General features: G+C 42.3%; 20 protein-coding genes and 1 pseudogene. 15 read left to right on the top strand and 6 right to left on the bottom strand.

All coding sequences use genetic code 11. From position 1 onward, the window contains the following. Positions 1–33 precede the first annotated feature (33 nt). On the top strand, positions 34–1,551 hold the full coding sequence (gene atpA, locus QUB61_RS08155) for a F0F1 ATP synthase subunit alpha (RefSeq protein ID WP_333127593.1): 1,518 nt from the start codon (positions 34–36) through the stop codon (positions 1,549–1,551). A 129-nt stretch (positions 1,552–1,680) separates the two neighbouring features. Then, positions 1,681–2,634, top strand: coding sequence for a F0F1 ATP synthase subunit gamma (locus tag QUB61_RS08150; RefSeq protein WP_333127591.1), 954 nt, complete (start codon positions 1,681–1,683; stop codon positions 2,632–2,634). Between the two features lie 294 nt (positions 2,635–2,928). Here the strand turns inward: QUB61_RS08150 and QUB61_RS08145 are convergent, their stop codons facing one another. From QUB61_RS08145 to QUB61_RS08135, 3 genes and pseudogenes are all read right to left on the bottom strand, one after another. Then, positions 2,929–3,507: a Uma2 family endonuclease gene (locus QUB61_RS08145; protein ID WP_333127589.1), complete on the bottom strand. Its 579-nt coding sequence runs from the start codon at positions 3,505–3,507 to the stop codon at positions 2,929–2,931. Positions 3,508–3,547: 40 nt separating this feature from the next. Then, complete coding sequence (locus tag QUB61_RS08140; RefSeq protein WP_333127587.1) at positions 3,548–3,862, bottom strand: DUF2442 domain-containing protein; 315 nt, start codon at positions 3,860–3,862, stop codon at positions 3,548–3,550. Further along, positions 3,843–3,926, bottom strand: a pseudogene (locus QUB61_RS08135) (hypothetical protein); the annotation flags it as partial. The pseudogene QUB61_RS08135 and the gene QUB61_RS08140, both read right to left, overlap by 20 nt. Here QUB61_RS08135 and QUB61_RS08130 point away from each other — a divergent pair. From QUB61_RS08130 to QUB61_RS08115, 4 genes are all read left to right on the top strand, one after another. Next, positions 3,888–4,070: a hypothetical protein gene (locus QUB61_RS08130; protein WP_333127584.1), complete on the top strand. Its 183-nt coding sequence runs from the start codon at positions 3,888–3,890 to the stop codon at positions 4,068–4,070. The pseudogene QUB61_RS08135 and the gene QUB61_RS08130 overlap by 39 nt on opposite strands. A gap of 403 nt (positions 4,071–4,473) precedes the next feature. Further along, positions 4,474–4,659, top strand: a complete 186-nt coding sequence (locus tag QUB61_RS08125; protein ID WP_190657378.1) for a copy number control protein — start codon at positions 4,474–4,476, stop codon at positions 4,657–4,659. Between the two features lie 74 nt (positions 4,660–4,733). Then, positions 4,734–4,937, top strand: a complete 204-nt coding sequence (locus tag QUB61_RS08120) for a hypothetical protein (protein ID WP_190657376.1) — start codon at positions 4,734–4,736, stop codon at positions 4,935–4,937. Between the two features lie 16 nt (positions 4,938–4,953). Further along, positions 4,954–5,322: a hypothetical protein gene (locus tag QUB61_RS08115; RefSeq protein WP_333127582.1), complete on the top strand. Its 369-nt coding sequence runs from the start codon at positions 4,954–4,956 to the stop codon at positions 5,320–5,322. A gap of 35 nt (positions 5,323–5,357) precedes the next feature. Here the strand turns inward: QUB61_RS08115 and QUB61_RS08110 are convergent, their stop codons facing one another. From QUB61_RS08110 to QUB61_RS08100, 3 genes are read right to left on the bottom strand one after another with little or no spacing between them, the layout of a single operon-like run. Next, complete coding sequence (locus tag QUB61_RS08110) at positions 5,358–5,570, bottom strand: helix-turn-helix transcriptional regulator (RefSeq protein ID WP_333127639.1); 213 nt, start codon at positions 5,568–5,570, stop codon at positions 5,358–5,360. 56 nt (positions 5,571–5,626) lie between these two features. After that, positions 5,627–5,839, bottom strand: coding sequence for a helix-turn-helix domain-containing protein (locus tag QUB61_RS08105; RefSeq protein ID WP_194009260.1), 213 nt, complete (start codon positions 5,837–5,839; stop codon positions 5,627–5,629). A gap of 54 nt (positions 5,840–5,893) precedes the next feature. Beyond that, on the bottom strand, positions 5,894–6,106 hold the full coding sequence (locus QUB61_RS08100) for a helix-turn-helix transcriptional regulator (protein WP_332958465.1): 213 nt from the start codon (positions 6,104–6,106) through the stop codon (positions 5,894–5,896). Positions 6,107–6,268: 162 nt separating this feature from the next. Between QUB61_RS08100 and QUB61_RS08095 the strand changes: the two genes are divergently transcribed. The 9 genes from QUB61_RS08095 to QUB61_RS08055 all read left to right on the top strand — a co-directional run bounded on the left by QUB61_RS08095 (position 6,269) and on the right by QUB61_RS08055 (position 12,414). Continuing rightward, positions 6,269–6,712 (top strand): hypothetical protein, encoded by a 444-nt coding sequence (locus QUB61_RS08095; protein ID WP_333127580.1) that lies wholly within the window; start codon positions 6,269–6,271, stop codon positions 6,710–6,712. Positions 6,713–7,160: 448 nt separating this feature from the next. After that, a complete protein-coding gene (locus QUB61_RS08090) occupies positions 7,161–7,334 on the top strand; it encodes a hypothetical protein (protein WP_333127578.1) in 174 nt (57 codons plus the stop codon). Between the two features lie 12 nt (positions 7,335–7,346). Then, positions 7,347–7,703, top strand: coding sequence for a hypothetical protein (locus QUB61_RS08085; protein ID WP_333127577.1), 357 nt, complete (start codon positions 7,347–7,349; stop codon positions 7,701–7,703). Between the two features lie 210 nt (positions 7,704–7,913). Next, positions 7,914–8,453, top strand: a complete 540-nt coding sequence (locus QUB61_RS08080; RefSeq protein WP_333127575.1) for a hypothetical protein — start codon at positions 7,914–7,916, stop codon at positions 8,451–8,453. Positions 8,454–8,828: 375 nt separating this feature from the next. Then, entirely contained in the window at positions 8,829–9,266 is a 438-nt protein-coding gene (locus QUB61_RS08075; protein WP_190740256.1) for a CdiA C-terminal domain-containing protein, read from the top strand. Between the two features lie 11 nt (positions 9,267–9,277). Continuing rightward, positions 9,278–9,661 carry a hypothetical protein gene (locus QUB61_RS08070; protein ID WP_333127573.1) on the top strand — a complete coding sequence of 128 codons (384 nt, stop codon included), beginning with the start codon at positions 9,278–9,280 and terminating at the stop codon, positions 9,659–9,661. A 171-nt stretch (positions 9,662–9,832) separates the two neighbouring features. Next, a complete protein-coding gene (locus QUB61_RS08065) occupies positions 9,833–10,372 on the top strand; it encodes a Uma2 family endonuclease (protein WP_333127571.1) in 540 nt (179 codons plus the stop codon). 195 nt (positions 10,373–10,567) lie between these two features. After that, a complete protein-coding gene (locus QUB61_RS08060) occupies positions 10,568–11,749 on the top strand; it encodes a GTPase (RefSeq protein WP_333127569.1) in 1,182 nt (393 codons plus the stop codon). A gap of 125 nt (positions 11,750–11,874) precedes the next feature. Beyond that, positions 11,875–12,414 (top strand): Uma2 family endonuclease, encoded by a 540-nt coding sequence (locus QUB61_RS08055; protein WP_333127567.1) that lies wholly within the window; start codon positions 11,875–11,877, stop codon positions 12,412–12,414. Positions 12,415–12,530 lie beyond the last annotated feature (116 nt).

The raw sequence follows: 12,530 nt of genomic DNA, 5'->3' as shown, positions 1-12,530 counted from the left end.
CGGACAACTGACAAATAATAACTGACAACTGACATGGCAGCAATCAGACCAGACGAAATTAGCAGCATTATTCGCCAGCAAATTGAGCAGTACGACCAAGACGTAAAAGTCTCTAACGTCGGTACGGTTCTGCAAGTAGGCGACGGCATTGCCCGGATTTATGGCTTAGATAAAGCTATGTCCGGGGAATTGCTAGAATTTGCCGACGGCACCGTTGGTATTGCACTGAACCTCGAAGAAGATAACGTGGGTGCAGTGTTGATGGGCCAAGGCCTCGGCATTCAAGAAGGTTCGGCAGTTACTGCTACTGGCAGAATTGCTGAAGTCCCCGTGGGTGAAGCAATGTTGGGACGGGTAGTTGATGCTTTGGCCCGTCCGATTGACGGCAAAGGGGAAATTAAAACTACTGAATCTCGCTTGATTGAATCTCCGGCACCGGGGATTGTTTCTCGCCGTTCTGTTTACGAACCGATGCAAACAGGAATTACCGCTATTGATGCGATGATTCCGGTGGGAAGAGGACAGCGGGAACTGATTATCGGTGACAGACAAACCGGTAAAACTGCGATCGCGATCGACACGATTATTAACCAAAAATCGGAAAACGTGATCTGCGTTTACGTGGCGATCGGTCAAAAAGCTTCTACAGTAGCTAACATCGTCAACGTCCTGCAAGAAAAGGGCGCGATGGACTACACGATCGTAGTAGCAGCCAACGCTAGCGACCCCGCAACCCTGCAATACTTGGCTCCCTACACAGGTGCTAGCTTAGCCGAGTATTTCATGTACAAAGGCAAGCACACTTTGGTCATTTACGATGACCTTTCCAAACAAGCACAAGCTTACCGCCAAATGTCCTTGTTGCTGCGCCGTCCTCCCGGTCGCGAAGCTTATCCCGGAGACGTGTTTTACCTGCACTCTCGCTTGCTAGAACGCGCTGCTAAATTGAGCGACGATTTGGGCGAAGGCAGCATGACTGCTTTGCCAATTATCGAAACCCAAGCTGGTGACGTTTCTGCTTACATTCCGACGAACGTAATTTCGATTACCGACGGTCAAATCTTCCTTTCTTCTGACTTGTTTAACGCTGGTTTGCGTCCCGCAGTAAACCCCGGTATTTCGGTATCGCGGGTAGGTTCGGCGGCTCAAACTAAGGCGATGAAAAAAGTAGCCGGTAAGGTGAAACTGGAATTGGCGCAGTTTGAAGAACTGGCAGCATTTTCTCAGTTTGCTTCTGACTTGGATAAAGCTACTCAGAATCAATTGTCGCGCGGTCAGCGCTTGCGGGAACTGTTGAAACAGCCCCAAAGTTCGCCTCTGCCGATGAACGAACAAGTGGCTGTAATCTATGCCGGTATTAACGGCTATATGGATGACATTCCTGTGGAAAAAGTCAGCAAGTTTACTGTTGGTTTGCGCGACTATTTGCGGACTAGCAAGCCGAAGTACGGCGAAATTGTTCAAGGCGGAAAGGCCTTGACTGATGAAGCTGAGAAGCTGCTCAAAGAAGCCATCGCAGAATACAAGCAAACTTTCTTGGTTTCTGCGTAAATCGAGTTGGAATTTTGAACCGCAGATGAACGCGGATAAACGCAGATTATCGGAAGTTCATCTGCGTTTATCTGCGTTTATTCGCGGTTTAAATTAAAAAGATGCGGGCAAGGGACTAAGGAGAAAATTATGGCAAATCTGAAAACTATTCGCGATCGCATTAAGTCGGTCAAGAACACTAAAAAGATTACAGAAGCAATGCGCTTGGTGGCCGCTGCTAAGGTGCGCCGCGCTCAAGAACAGGTGACTGCAACTCGGCCTTTTGCCGATCGACTGGCAGAGGTATTGTACGGTTTGGCGGAACGCTTGCAGTTTGAAAACCTGGATTCGCCGCTGCTGAAAAAACGCGAAGTGCGATCGGTGGGACTGTTGGTAGTTTCGGGCGATCGGGGTTTGTGCGGCGGCTACAACAGCAACATCATCAGATACGCCGAAAATCGGGCTAAGGAAATCAAAGCTGAAGGCTTAGACTACAAGTACGTGTTGGTAGGACGCAAAGCTACTCAGTATTTCCAGCGCCGCGAACAGCCGATTGATGCTACTTACGCTAACTTGGAACAAATTCCCACAGCATCGGAAGCGGCACAAATTGCTGACGAATTGCTTTCTTTGTTCCTGTCGGGAACTGTGGACAGAGTTGAGCTAATTTACACCAAGTTTGTCTCGCTAATTAGTTCGCGTCCGGTAATTCAAACTTTGCTGCCCCTCGACCCCCAAGGTTTTGAAGTGCAAGACGATGAAATCTTCCGCTTGACATCGAAAGGCGGAGAGTTTCAAGTATCGCGCGAAAAGGTTTCTGCACCTACTATGAAGAGTTTGCCCCGGGACATGATTTTCGAGCAAGATCCGGCGCAAATTCTGGAGGCTCTTTTGCCCTTGTATTTGAACAACCAATTGCTGCGGGCTTTGCAAGAGTCTGCTGCTAGCGAGTTGGCGGCGCGGATGACGGCGATGAACAATGCTAGTGAGAATGCTAGCGATTTGATCGGTAGTTTGACGCTGACCTATAACAAGGCGCGGCAAGCGGCAATTACTCAGGAAATCCTGGAAGTTTGCGGCGGTGCTGAGGCTTTGAACGGTTAGGTTAGGGTTGACAATTTGTTGATTTTATGCTATGCGTCTTGGGAAACTCAGGCGCTTTTTTTAGTGAAAATACAAAAAAATTCGACTATCTAAACTTACCTTGATATATCCCACATTCCGCACCGAGACTGTCACAATCGGTTTTTTGGGGAGTTGGAGCGAAAATTAAGTTTTTTTTTATACAAAGGTACCGCTCGCTCGTGGCAACGATCGGCAGTTTCAAGCGATCGAATAACCAAAATTCGTAGTGTGCCAGTTGGGGGTGCGGAATGTGGGATGTATGGTGGCAATAATTTACCTGTTCATTAGTTGAGAAATATGGATGGTAAGATCGGGAAAAGCAAGGGGTTCAATGGTGCCAGTTCGGAAAGTATTTCGCTGCTGGTAAAAATCGCCTTCCGGGAAGCGAAACACAATTAATTGTCCATCGCGCAGGTTAACAACCCAATATTCTTGAATTCCGGCTGCTGCATAAATCTTGCTTTTTTCCTCTAAGTCTTTACTCAAACTCGAATCAGCATATTCAATCAGCCAAAAAATGTTTTCTGGATATGGGTGATGTTCCAGGTAGATATCGTTGAGAGGTTGAACGACGGCAATATCGGGTTCTGGTTCTGAGTTATTTGGCAGAGTAATCGGTCTGGCTTCGCGAATTTGGGCTCTTGTAGATAATGCGACTCGCAATCGGTTGGCAAATCGATCGCTAAAATAAGTATGCGCCGTTCCTTCGGGTACCATTTCGACTATTACTCCATTTAGTAATTCAACTTTGCGATCGTTTAAAATGCCGGCTTCGATCATTTTATGGTAGTGATCAATTGTCCATTTTGCTGTAGTTAATGTCATCGCGATCGCTCCTTGCTTATATCTCACAATGATTTTTTGCTGAATTCACTTATTTTAGGCGATATACTCATGTTCTATCGGATTTTTTACGTTCTTCTAACCACCGCTGAAAAGACTTCTGACTTTCTCCAGACGGTTTACCGAAAATAATATTTTTGATGCTAATGTCTTCGTCAATATCAGGCCAGTGGATTCCATCATTTCCACCAATAAATCGCCAATTATTGCGTTCGTTTGGTGTGCTATGCAATAGCCGAGGATACCAAGCTAAAGGAACAGAAATAGTACGACCATCGGATAGATCGACTGTTAGCGCGTCGTCTGTAAGGACTACGTTTTGTGCTTGGGGGATTTCTAGCAACTCAACCATTAAAGAAGTCATTCCAACCTGCTAATAATTGCTGTTGATGTTCTTCAACAAGTTTCTGAATGCCATTGATTTCTGTACGATTGAAGCCTTTATTATTTTGAAGGCGAACTGGACTAAGCCAAAACTTAGCTTCTTATCGATCGCGCTCAACGTGAACGTGCGGTGGTTCATCCCGATCGCCCGCATAGCAAAAGAAACGGTATGGGCAGACTCGGAGTAACGTAGGCATTCAGACTTATCGATTGCAAAGTTACTTCTCTATTTTAACCGATGCGCGATCTTTCATCACCAGTGTTAAAGGCCCGGATGCAGTATTTTCGTAAAAAAACCGGTTTCTGCATAAGTCCTATTATTTATAAAGTTGTTACAATTGACCGCAATGTACTAACAAAGCCAAACTCAAGATTTTTTGCAGAAACCGGGTTTATGAGCGTAAATCATACCTAAATGACTTAAATTAACGCTCTGTAGCGTTTTTCGCGGAAAACGGCATTTATTGCACTCTTGCATTAGTATGCACTAAGGCATATAGTTAAATTAATGCACCTGTATGCAAAAAGCTGGTTTTTAGGCAAACTACATAAAAATGTCAAAATGTATATGTTGTAAAGCCTTGAGCCTGTATGGATGAAAACAAGACTGTGGCTATTAGAGTAGAAATGCCCCCGGAATTGCGGAACCGATTTAAGTCGGCTGTTGCTAGGGACGGTAAAAATATGAGGGATGTTTTGCTGGAATTTATGGAGCAATATGTCATGAAGGCTGAGCAACCAAAAATAGAAGCAAGTCAAAACCAAAACAACACATAGCTGCTGCGTGCAGCGGTGGAGCGATCGCATACAGGGCAAGACATTTAGTTTTTAAACTGTAAGGGAAGTCTGAAGTGAGGAGCGATCGCGTACCGAATCCAAAGCCAGAAAACGTACACCATGTTACAGATCCCGAACTCTGTGAAAAGATGGGCGAAAAATACCACTGGCGCTTAAAAGAAATCCGAGTGACTCGTAACACCCCCCCTGATGTGGCTTGCGTGTTTGACGGGGAACAAACCTCGTTTCAGGATATGTGGCAAGATTACCAAGATTAAAGGAAAGGGAGGAAAAATGGCAAAAAAAATCTGGATTGTCTATAAAACCGAAAGCATGAGTGCTCCGGGCTGGGAAAAACGTCAGCTTATGCCGAGGGGCGGTCTCACTAATATACTTTGGGAAAATTGGACTTGGGAAGAAAACCCAGAAATTCCTCAAGTAGGGGACAAAACCCGCGATTATGAAAATCTATCTGACCCCGGTAATGGAGTCACCCACGGGAAAGATGGAGATTGGGTAGTTACTCGCGTTCAGCAGTTTTTTGCTTCCGATACTGAGGAGCGAATTGTGGTGTGTTACTGTTCTTACCAACCTGTTACATCGGATTGGGAAGCGCTACAACGGGGTGAGTCTGTCAATCAGATGCTAGCAACTGTCGAATAATATTGACTGGATAATTAGTTCCTAAAAGCGATCGACTATTCCTGCACAATCTCATACAAATCTTCGATCGACACATCAAAATTCCTCGCCAACTTGTGCAAGGGCCTCACGTCAACTGTTGCTAATCCGGGCGATCGGGCATAGGTTCTCAGCTTGCTGTAGACTACGCCCGATCGTTCTGAAACTTCTTTCAGCGTCCAGCCTTTCTCGCTAGCTAGTTCTCTGACTTTTAACCTGACTAAACCCATACTTGACAAATGATGGTATACCATCATCGGATAGTTTTATCCCAAAAAGCGATCGCCTACTCTTTTACCACCTCAACCAAATCTTCCACCATCACGTCAAAAGTACGTGCCAACTTCAGCAGACAAGTAAAATCAACCATAGCCATTCCCGGAGAACGTGAATAGGTGCTGAGTGTGCTGTAAATGACTCCCGATCGCTCAGAAACCTCTTTGATCGTCCAGCCTTTCTCAGCAGCAAATTCTTTAACCCGCAATCTAATTAAACCCATTGACAAAATACTAGATTTACTCTGGGATAAAATTTTATCGTAAAAAGCGATCGCTCACTCCTGCACAATCTCATACAAATCTTCGATCGACAAATCAAAAGTCCTAGCCAACTTGTGCAAGGCTGTCACGTCAACTGTTGCTAATCCAGGCGATCGGGCATAGGTTCTGAGCGTGCTGTAGACGACGCCCGATCGCTCTGAAACTTCTTTTAGAGTCCAGCCTTTCTCGGCAGCAAATTCTCGAACCCGCAACTTAATTAATCCCATAACCTCTTGACTTTTGACTAATATAAGTCATAAACTTGTAATGTAAAAAGCAATCGCCCCTAGGCCTGGAAAACTGAAGGACGATCGCCTATCAAAGTTCAAATCCCATCAAGTGGGATGTATTAACCATCTGAAATTCCCATCAAGTGGGATGTACCAACCATGTTAGCAAGCTTTCGACCAAAATCAACCCCCAGACACAGATTGAGCCGGTTTGTGACAAAAGAGGCGATCGCGCGGCTGCTGAAAATCAAGGTAGAACAAATATATCGCTTCGAGTGCTGGGCGCATATCCTGTACGTGCACGCCAAAGGGATGAGTCGGTTTGTCAGTTATGCCGACTTTCCGCCTGTTTTGGGAGTGGAATCGCCCTCTGGTTTAGATTTTGGTTACTGGAAGCGCCGTTGGGCGAGTCAGAAACAGAGACACGCGCCGGATTTTTGGGTGGATTTCTATGCGGCGAGATTTCAGAAAGCTGTTTGTGTTTCTGAATTGTTGGAGTGGGGGGAAATGGTGGGGGTGATTAAATTGATGTTGGGGGCGATCGCCCTGGAGTCGCTGCGAAAGGTTTATGCACAAGAGAAATCTCTGCTGCAACATTTTTAAATTATGACTAAAACACGGGTGATTAGAAACCGGGTTTTTTTGCGAAAATACGGCATCCCAGCCTTTAACTAAGTGAAAAACCCGGTTTCTTTGCTGTGCGTAACTCTCATAAATCCAATCTCTGCCACAAATATTCAAAAATTGGTTCAAGCTCGACTGCAACAGTTATAATTTCTCCATGCGTTTCCCTCTCTATCTCTTGTTAAGCCCATGAGTAACCTTTCAAACATCCCAGGCGATCGCGGGAATTACAGGCTAAGTCCGATCAGTCTGCGGTTATGCGTTTGGTGGGGTTGCCGCCGTCGGAGTCGAAGTAGGCTTTGATTGAGTTGGCTGATTATGTTTTTAGTCAACTTTATTGCGATCGCGCCGTTTTAGGGAAGATAATCAAGTTGTGGTTTATATCTTACCTAAAAAGTTTTATATCAATTAATTGGAGGTATTTACGATGAATTATCAGTTTTTGTGCGACAATGAAGAAAACTTAGAAAATAAAATCAATATTTTATTAGAAGATTCCCAACAATTTTATTGGAGTGAAATTTATATTTTTTCTGCTTTTTTTGATGATGATGGAGTGGAAAAAGTAAAACAAATTCTCTTACACAATTCTTTAACATAAAATGCGAAAGTTGTGATTGCCATCGGCGGCAAAAACTTCTTTAATGAGATTAAAAATATTAAAAAAATATTAGATTTTATCAAATCAGAAAAATCAAAACAACTTAAGACTAAATCTGTTCAGTTTATATGCCCTAAGAATAACTTTCATATCAAAGCCTATTGTTTTTTAGGTCGGAATCGGAACAAGATAAAAGCTGACATTCAGATAGGTGTTTCGATCATAGGGTCATCTAATCTAACCAAGGCTGGTCTTCAATGTCAGGGAGAATTATGTATTAGTATCGTCAACTTCAACTTAACAAAAACATTAATTGCTCGTTTGTCTAAGATATATATTGATTCTAATGAATATGATTTATGGGAATAAATAATTAACAAGTACAAGAACGATCAATATAATTCATGGGGAAAAAGAATTAAGGAATTTGAATAAAAAATTAATAAATACAATGGAGAGTCTTCTGAAAATCAAAATGAAGATCCCCAACCTCTCCTTAAAGCAGAATCTAAGTATGTTCAAGATCAAGCACCGATAACCAGCACACCACGAGATGGTAAATTCCTTAAACTAGGTGTCTTGACTGATAGTGTTCTTCTTGCCAAGAAAAAGAGTCTCGTTGATGATTACAGTGAAAATGCTATAAACGCCTTTTACTCATCCAGAGAAACTATAGATCAAGTTAAAAATGATTTTATTGTAGGTTCTTTATGCCTCTCAGTAGACATAGAAAACATATTCCGAATTGTTAAAATTGTTAAAATTATGCCTTACCCTTACAAAACTGAACAAAACGAGATAAAAGGCTGTTTTGTAATATTTAGAGAAAATGTAACTTATGAGCCTTCTGATATTGGTGAAATTCTTGCGAATGAAAAGTATAAAATAATATCTGATGCAAAAAATATGGATAAATTACCTTATAAAACTCTAAAGGATTTGGAAGAAGAAGTTAAGGAATATCAGAAAATGCTCAACGATCCGAATTATAAAAAAGGGCTAGAAAAAGGTGAGAAGAAGATGCAGAAGATGCAATCAGAAATTGACAGAATATTAGAATTAGAAATTGATCCCAGTTTAATGAAGGAACAGATAAAAAAAATTCTTCAATCCATTTAATGCGCGATCATTGTTTTCTCAATACCAACTTAATTTTACAAAAATTATGGGATAAAGTCATCGTCTTTACCGGCCATAATATTAATAGTATGCTTCTTGCAAAAGTGCCATTAATTGTCAGAAAATCAAAGAGAATTTATTGTTTCAGAGTTTATAATTATCTTAAGTCTTTGCTAAAAGTTTAAGTAACTTCTTTGCTGGTAAGCCTGTAAGATGGCATATTGAAGTAACTAGAGATAGTGTTAATATTAAGGTAATAGTAGAACCTGATGGGAGAGGAATCATTGTATTGACTAAGTGAGAAACCCGGTTCTTTTTCTCAAGTGACTTGGCTCATAATGTGCGATAATTAACCAAAATTTTAAATAACCAAAAATGGTGAATAACGGGACTAACCAAACCCCTGAGCAAAATTCGGTTAATTGTGGCAGTATTGATGAATCAGAAAGAGCTTTTGGTGAAACCGAAAGAGCGATTGCTGAATTTCTAGAAAGAGAGGGAAAAAATGTTAAAGCCTTGGTAGAAAAAACCGATGGAGGTAGAAATCCCGATGCTGAGGTAGATGGAAAACGCACTGAATTCAAAAGTCTAGATGCCGGTGCTACAAGCGCGACAGTAAAAAATCAGATCAACAATTCGATTAGACGAGGCGGACAGGCTAGGGATATAATTATAGATGCTAGGGCGTCTGGGTTGATAGAAGCTGAGGCTGAACGAGGTTTGCAGAGGGCAAAAAATATTACACGCGGGAAAATTGATAGCGTCCGAATTATTGGCGATAGCTATGACATCACTTTTACTGAGTTTCAATAAAGGAGGTTTTTATGTCTCGCACCTTAGATATTTTTCTAGACTTTCCGCAGGAAATTGAACAGTTAGTCAAAGAATTAGAATTTATATTGGCTATAAAATTTGAGCTTTTTTCTGATGGTACTGACAACTGGTATGAGTTTCGCAATTCCACAATCTCTCTTACTTTAGGAAAGCATGATTTTGAAAATGATCGAGCTATCAAATTTGAAGAATACCCTTATAACCTCTCAATCAGAGCGTTGAATATCTCGAATGAACTTGAGAGGCAAAAGTGGTGTGATGATTTTGCTAGTTATGTTTTCCAAAAGTTGAAAGCTACAGAAAGGTATCGTTTAATGCTGGTGGATGACTTACAAGTGCAGTTAGAGGAGTTTGCCCCAGTGGTGAAGGTTTGATCGAACATCATACAGGCAAGTTCTGAAATCAAAGGGAATATTAATTCATGGGATACTTGGAACTCGGATTAGCGAATATACTGAAGCGCGCTCCTACCCATCACCCAATAACTTCTCACCGTATCAGCCATAATAGTAACAAGTGAATTTTGTAAAAGCGAGGAACTAACGATGGTCACTGCTACCATAATATCAGATAATTTAGCTCTAGAAGAGTTCGTCACCGAGCCGCCAGACAACATGGAATTGGTAGACGGCAAACTTGTGGAGAAAAATGGCATGACACTAAAGACGGGTAAAATTCAGTTGAGACTGGGGAATTCTTGGGAAGATTACAAAGATTCTAGCGGACAAGGTGGAGAGGCTTATGTCGAGGTTCCTTGCCGTACCAACCGACAAATTCGCCGCCCCGATGTCGCTTATCTCACACCAGAATTAGTTGCACAATTTGGCAATCTTGCCACTTTACCCCAAAGTTTCCCTTTAGTTGCCGAAATAGTTTCACCCACCGATATTGCTGAAGATGTCTTTCTCAAAGCACAGGAATATTTAGAATCTAGCTGTCAGGAAGTCTGGCTAGTTTTTCCCGAAAGTCGTTTAATATTCGTGATGACTCAAAATCAAATATTGACATTTAGATCCGGCGATACCGCCAGCACCCAACAAATCCTGATCGGTTTTAGCATCGATGTCGATCGATTGCTAGCTTAAACTAAATTCTACAACCTTTCATTTAGCAGCACGCCACACAAAACTCTCCTCTACCCGTTGCACCAGTTCTGAAATCAAATTGCTACAATATGTTTAAGACTCCTCAGTTCGCCTTCGCGGACTTCGTTTGTATAGCATCGGAATTATATTCGGTGGTATTTAATTAATATCCCACCCTTATCGGAGCAAACCGCCATGTCAGACGACTTTTCCTTAGACGAGCTTTTAAATAGAAGTTACTACGCCTTCAAAGAGGCAGAAAACCAAGTGGGACAGTGCAATGTTTTAGTCATCGGCAAAACCGGCGTCGGCAAAAGTACCCTGATAAATTCCGTTTTTCGCCAACGCTTAGCAGAAACCGGAGTCGGCCGCCCCATCACTCAAGGCATTCGCCAATATACCAAACCGAATTGCCCAATTACAGTCTACGATACTCCCGGACTCGAACTCAATGCCGAACAAATTAAAATTATTCAATTAAACGTTGCTAAACTAATTGAAGACCAAAGACTCCTGCACCCAAAAGAACACATTCACGTCATCTGGTACTGCATCAATCACAGCGCCAATCGAATAGAATCTGTCGAGGAAAACTGGCTAAAAGAAATGGAAGTCAAAGAGGTACCAGTTCTTTTAGTGCTGACTCAGACGACTTCTAAAAAGCCGGGCGAGTTTTTCAAGCAACTGGAACACATGAATTTACCAGTCAGTCAAATCATCCCAGTGATGGCTGAACCGGAAGAAATAGATGAGGATTATACAGTAAAATCTCACGGTTTAGATAAGTTGGTAGATGCAACTTTTCAACTGCTGCCGGAAGTAGCTAAAAAAGCTTTTGTTAAAGAACAAATTGCTAATATTGCGCTCAAATCAGATATGGCATTTAAGTATCTAAGTGCTTATGTTGCAGGTTCTGCAATTGTCGGTGCGACTCCTGTACCGTTTGCTGATGCGCCGATTTTGATGACGATGCAAACGGCCATGATTGCTAATATTACTGTGATTTTTGGAATGCCCTTTGATAAGGGCTTTATTTCGGCGATGCTGTCTGCTATTAGCGGCACAGGCGGGGTTACTGCTGTTGGCAGAAGTATTGTTACTAATTTGATTAAAATGATTCCGGGTGCGGGTACTGTTGTCGGCGGTGCTATCTCCGCTGCAACCGCAGCAACTCTCACGCTTGCTCTCGGTTTGGCTTACATTGAAGTGCTTAAAGCTTATATGAAAGCTCAAGTTAATGGCGAACAACTTTCTTTGCAGCAGTTAACCAAGATGTTTGTGGAAATGTACAAGGATTATGCTAGTTCTGGGCGTAAAACTTTGAAGGATGAGAAACCGGAGCAACCTAAACCTCCAAATCAAATTAATATTGAGTAAATTGGGCATGGGGCATAGGGCATAGGGCATAGGTTATTTGTTAGTTCCAATTCCCAATTACCAATTACCCATTACCAATTGATTGCTACAATATCAGTGAATTCTGCAAAAAGGAGGAAAGGGCTATGGTATTGGCTGCCGTTTTATCAGAAAATATTTCTCTAGAAGACTTTATGGCTAATCCCCCCGACGATATGGAATGGGTGGACGGGCAAATCGCGGAGAAAAATGGCATGACAGTAAAACACAGTCGAATCCAATCTAGACTAGATTATTCTTGGAGAAGTTATAAGATATCTAGCGGAGAAGGAGGCGAAGTGTATACAGAAGTTCCTTGTCGTACTGACAGGCGAGTGCGCCGTCCTGATGTAGCTTATCTGACTCCTGAACTTGTTGCTCAATATGGCGATGTTCCTACTTTGCCTCAAAGTCCGCCGTTAATTGCTGAAATAGTTTCTCCTACTGATAGTGCGGAAGAGATTTTTATTAAAGCACAAGAGTATTTAGATTCGGGTTGTCTGGAAGTTTGGATAGTTTTTCCAGAAAGTCGCTGGATAATGATAATGACTCAAACTCAAAAGTTAACCTTTAATCAGGGTTCTACCGTCAGCACTCAGTTAGTGCTGGCGGGTTTTAGTGTTGCTGTTGAGGAGTTGTTGGCTTGAAGGCAAAAATTAGTTATGTATAAGTGCTTTCTGGCAGAGTTCGCCCGCGATCCTCGTGATAATTTGTGAAAAAGTCCTTGACAAAATGCCGTAGCTTGCGGGGCGGGACGCCATCG

Source organism: Microcoleus sp. C2D2 (genome assembly GCF_036702495.1).
Classification (GTDB): Bacteria; Cyanobacteriota; Cyanobacteriia; order Cyanobacteriales; family Microcoleaceae; genus Microcoleus.
Note: the sequence above shows the minus strand (reverse complement) of the source record. Positions and strands in the feature narration are given on the sequence as shown.

Bases quoted from the DNA above. Each gene is read 5' to 3' on its own strand.
- atpA (WP_333127593.1), top strand. From the start codon at position 34: ATGGCAGCAATCAGACCAGACGAAATTAGCAGCATTATTCGCCAGCAA.
- QUB61_RS08150 (WP_333127591.1), top strand. From the start codon at position 1,681: ATGGCAAATCTGAAAACTATTCGCGATCGCATTAAGTCGGTCAAGAAC.
- QUB61_RS08140 (WP_333127587.1), bottom strand. From the start codon at position 3,862: ATGACTTCTTTAATGGTTGAGTTGCTAGAAATCCCCCAAGCACAAAAC.
- QUB61_RS08130 (WP_333127584.1), top strand. From the start codon at position 3,888: ATGTTCTTCAACAAGTTTCTGAATGCCATTGATTTCTGTACGATTGAA.
- QUB61_RS08125 (WP_190657378.1), top strand. From the start codon at position 4,474: ATGGATGAAAACAAGACTGTGGCTATTAGAGTAGAAATGCCCCCGGAA.
- QUB61_RS08115 (WP_333127582.1), top strand. From the start codon at position 4,954: ATGGCAAAAAAAATCTGGATTGTCTATAAAACCGAAAGCATGAGTGCT.
- QUB61_RS08110 (WP_333127639.1), bottom strand. From the start codon at position 5,570: ATGGGTTTAGTCAGGTTAAAAGTCAGAGAACTAGCTAGCGAGAAAGGC.
- QUB61_RS08105 (WP_194009260.1), bottom strand. From the start codon at position 5,839: ATGGGTTTAATTAGATTGCGGGTTAAAGAATTTGCTGCTGAGAAAGGC.
- QUB61_RS08100 (WP_332958465.1), bottom strand. From the start codon at position 6,106: ATGGGATTAATTAAGTTGCGGGTTCGAGAATTTGCTGCCGAGAAAGGC.
- QUB61_RS08095 (WP_333127580.1), top strand. From the start codon at position 6,269: ATGTTAGCAAGCTTTCGACCAAAATCAACCCCCAGACACAGATTGAGC.
- QUB61_RS08090 (WP_333127578.1), top strand. From the start codon at position 7,161: ATGAATTATCAGTTTTTGTGCGACAATGAAGAAAACTTAGAAAATAAA.
- QUB61_RS08075 (WP_190740256.1), top strand. From the start codon at position 8,829: ATGGTGAATAACGGGACTAACCAAACCCCTGAGCAAAATTCGGTTAAT.
- QUB61_RS08070 (WP_333127573.1), top strand. From the start codon at position 9,278: ATGTCTCGCACCTTAGATATTTTTCTAGACTTTCCGCAGGAAATTGAA.
- QUB61_RS08065 (WP_333127571.1), top strand. From the start codon at position 9,833: ATGGTCACTGCTACCATAATATCAGATAATTTAGCTCTAGAAGAGTTC.
- QUB61_RS08060 (WP_333127569.1), top strand. From the start codon at position 10,568: ATGTCAGACGACTTTTCCTTAGACGAGCTTTTAAATAGAAGTTACTAC.
- QUB61_RS08055 (WP_333127567.1), top strand. From the start codon at position 11,875: ATGGTATTGGCTGCCGTTTTATCAGAAAATATTTCTCTAGAAGACTTT.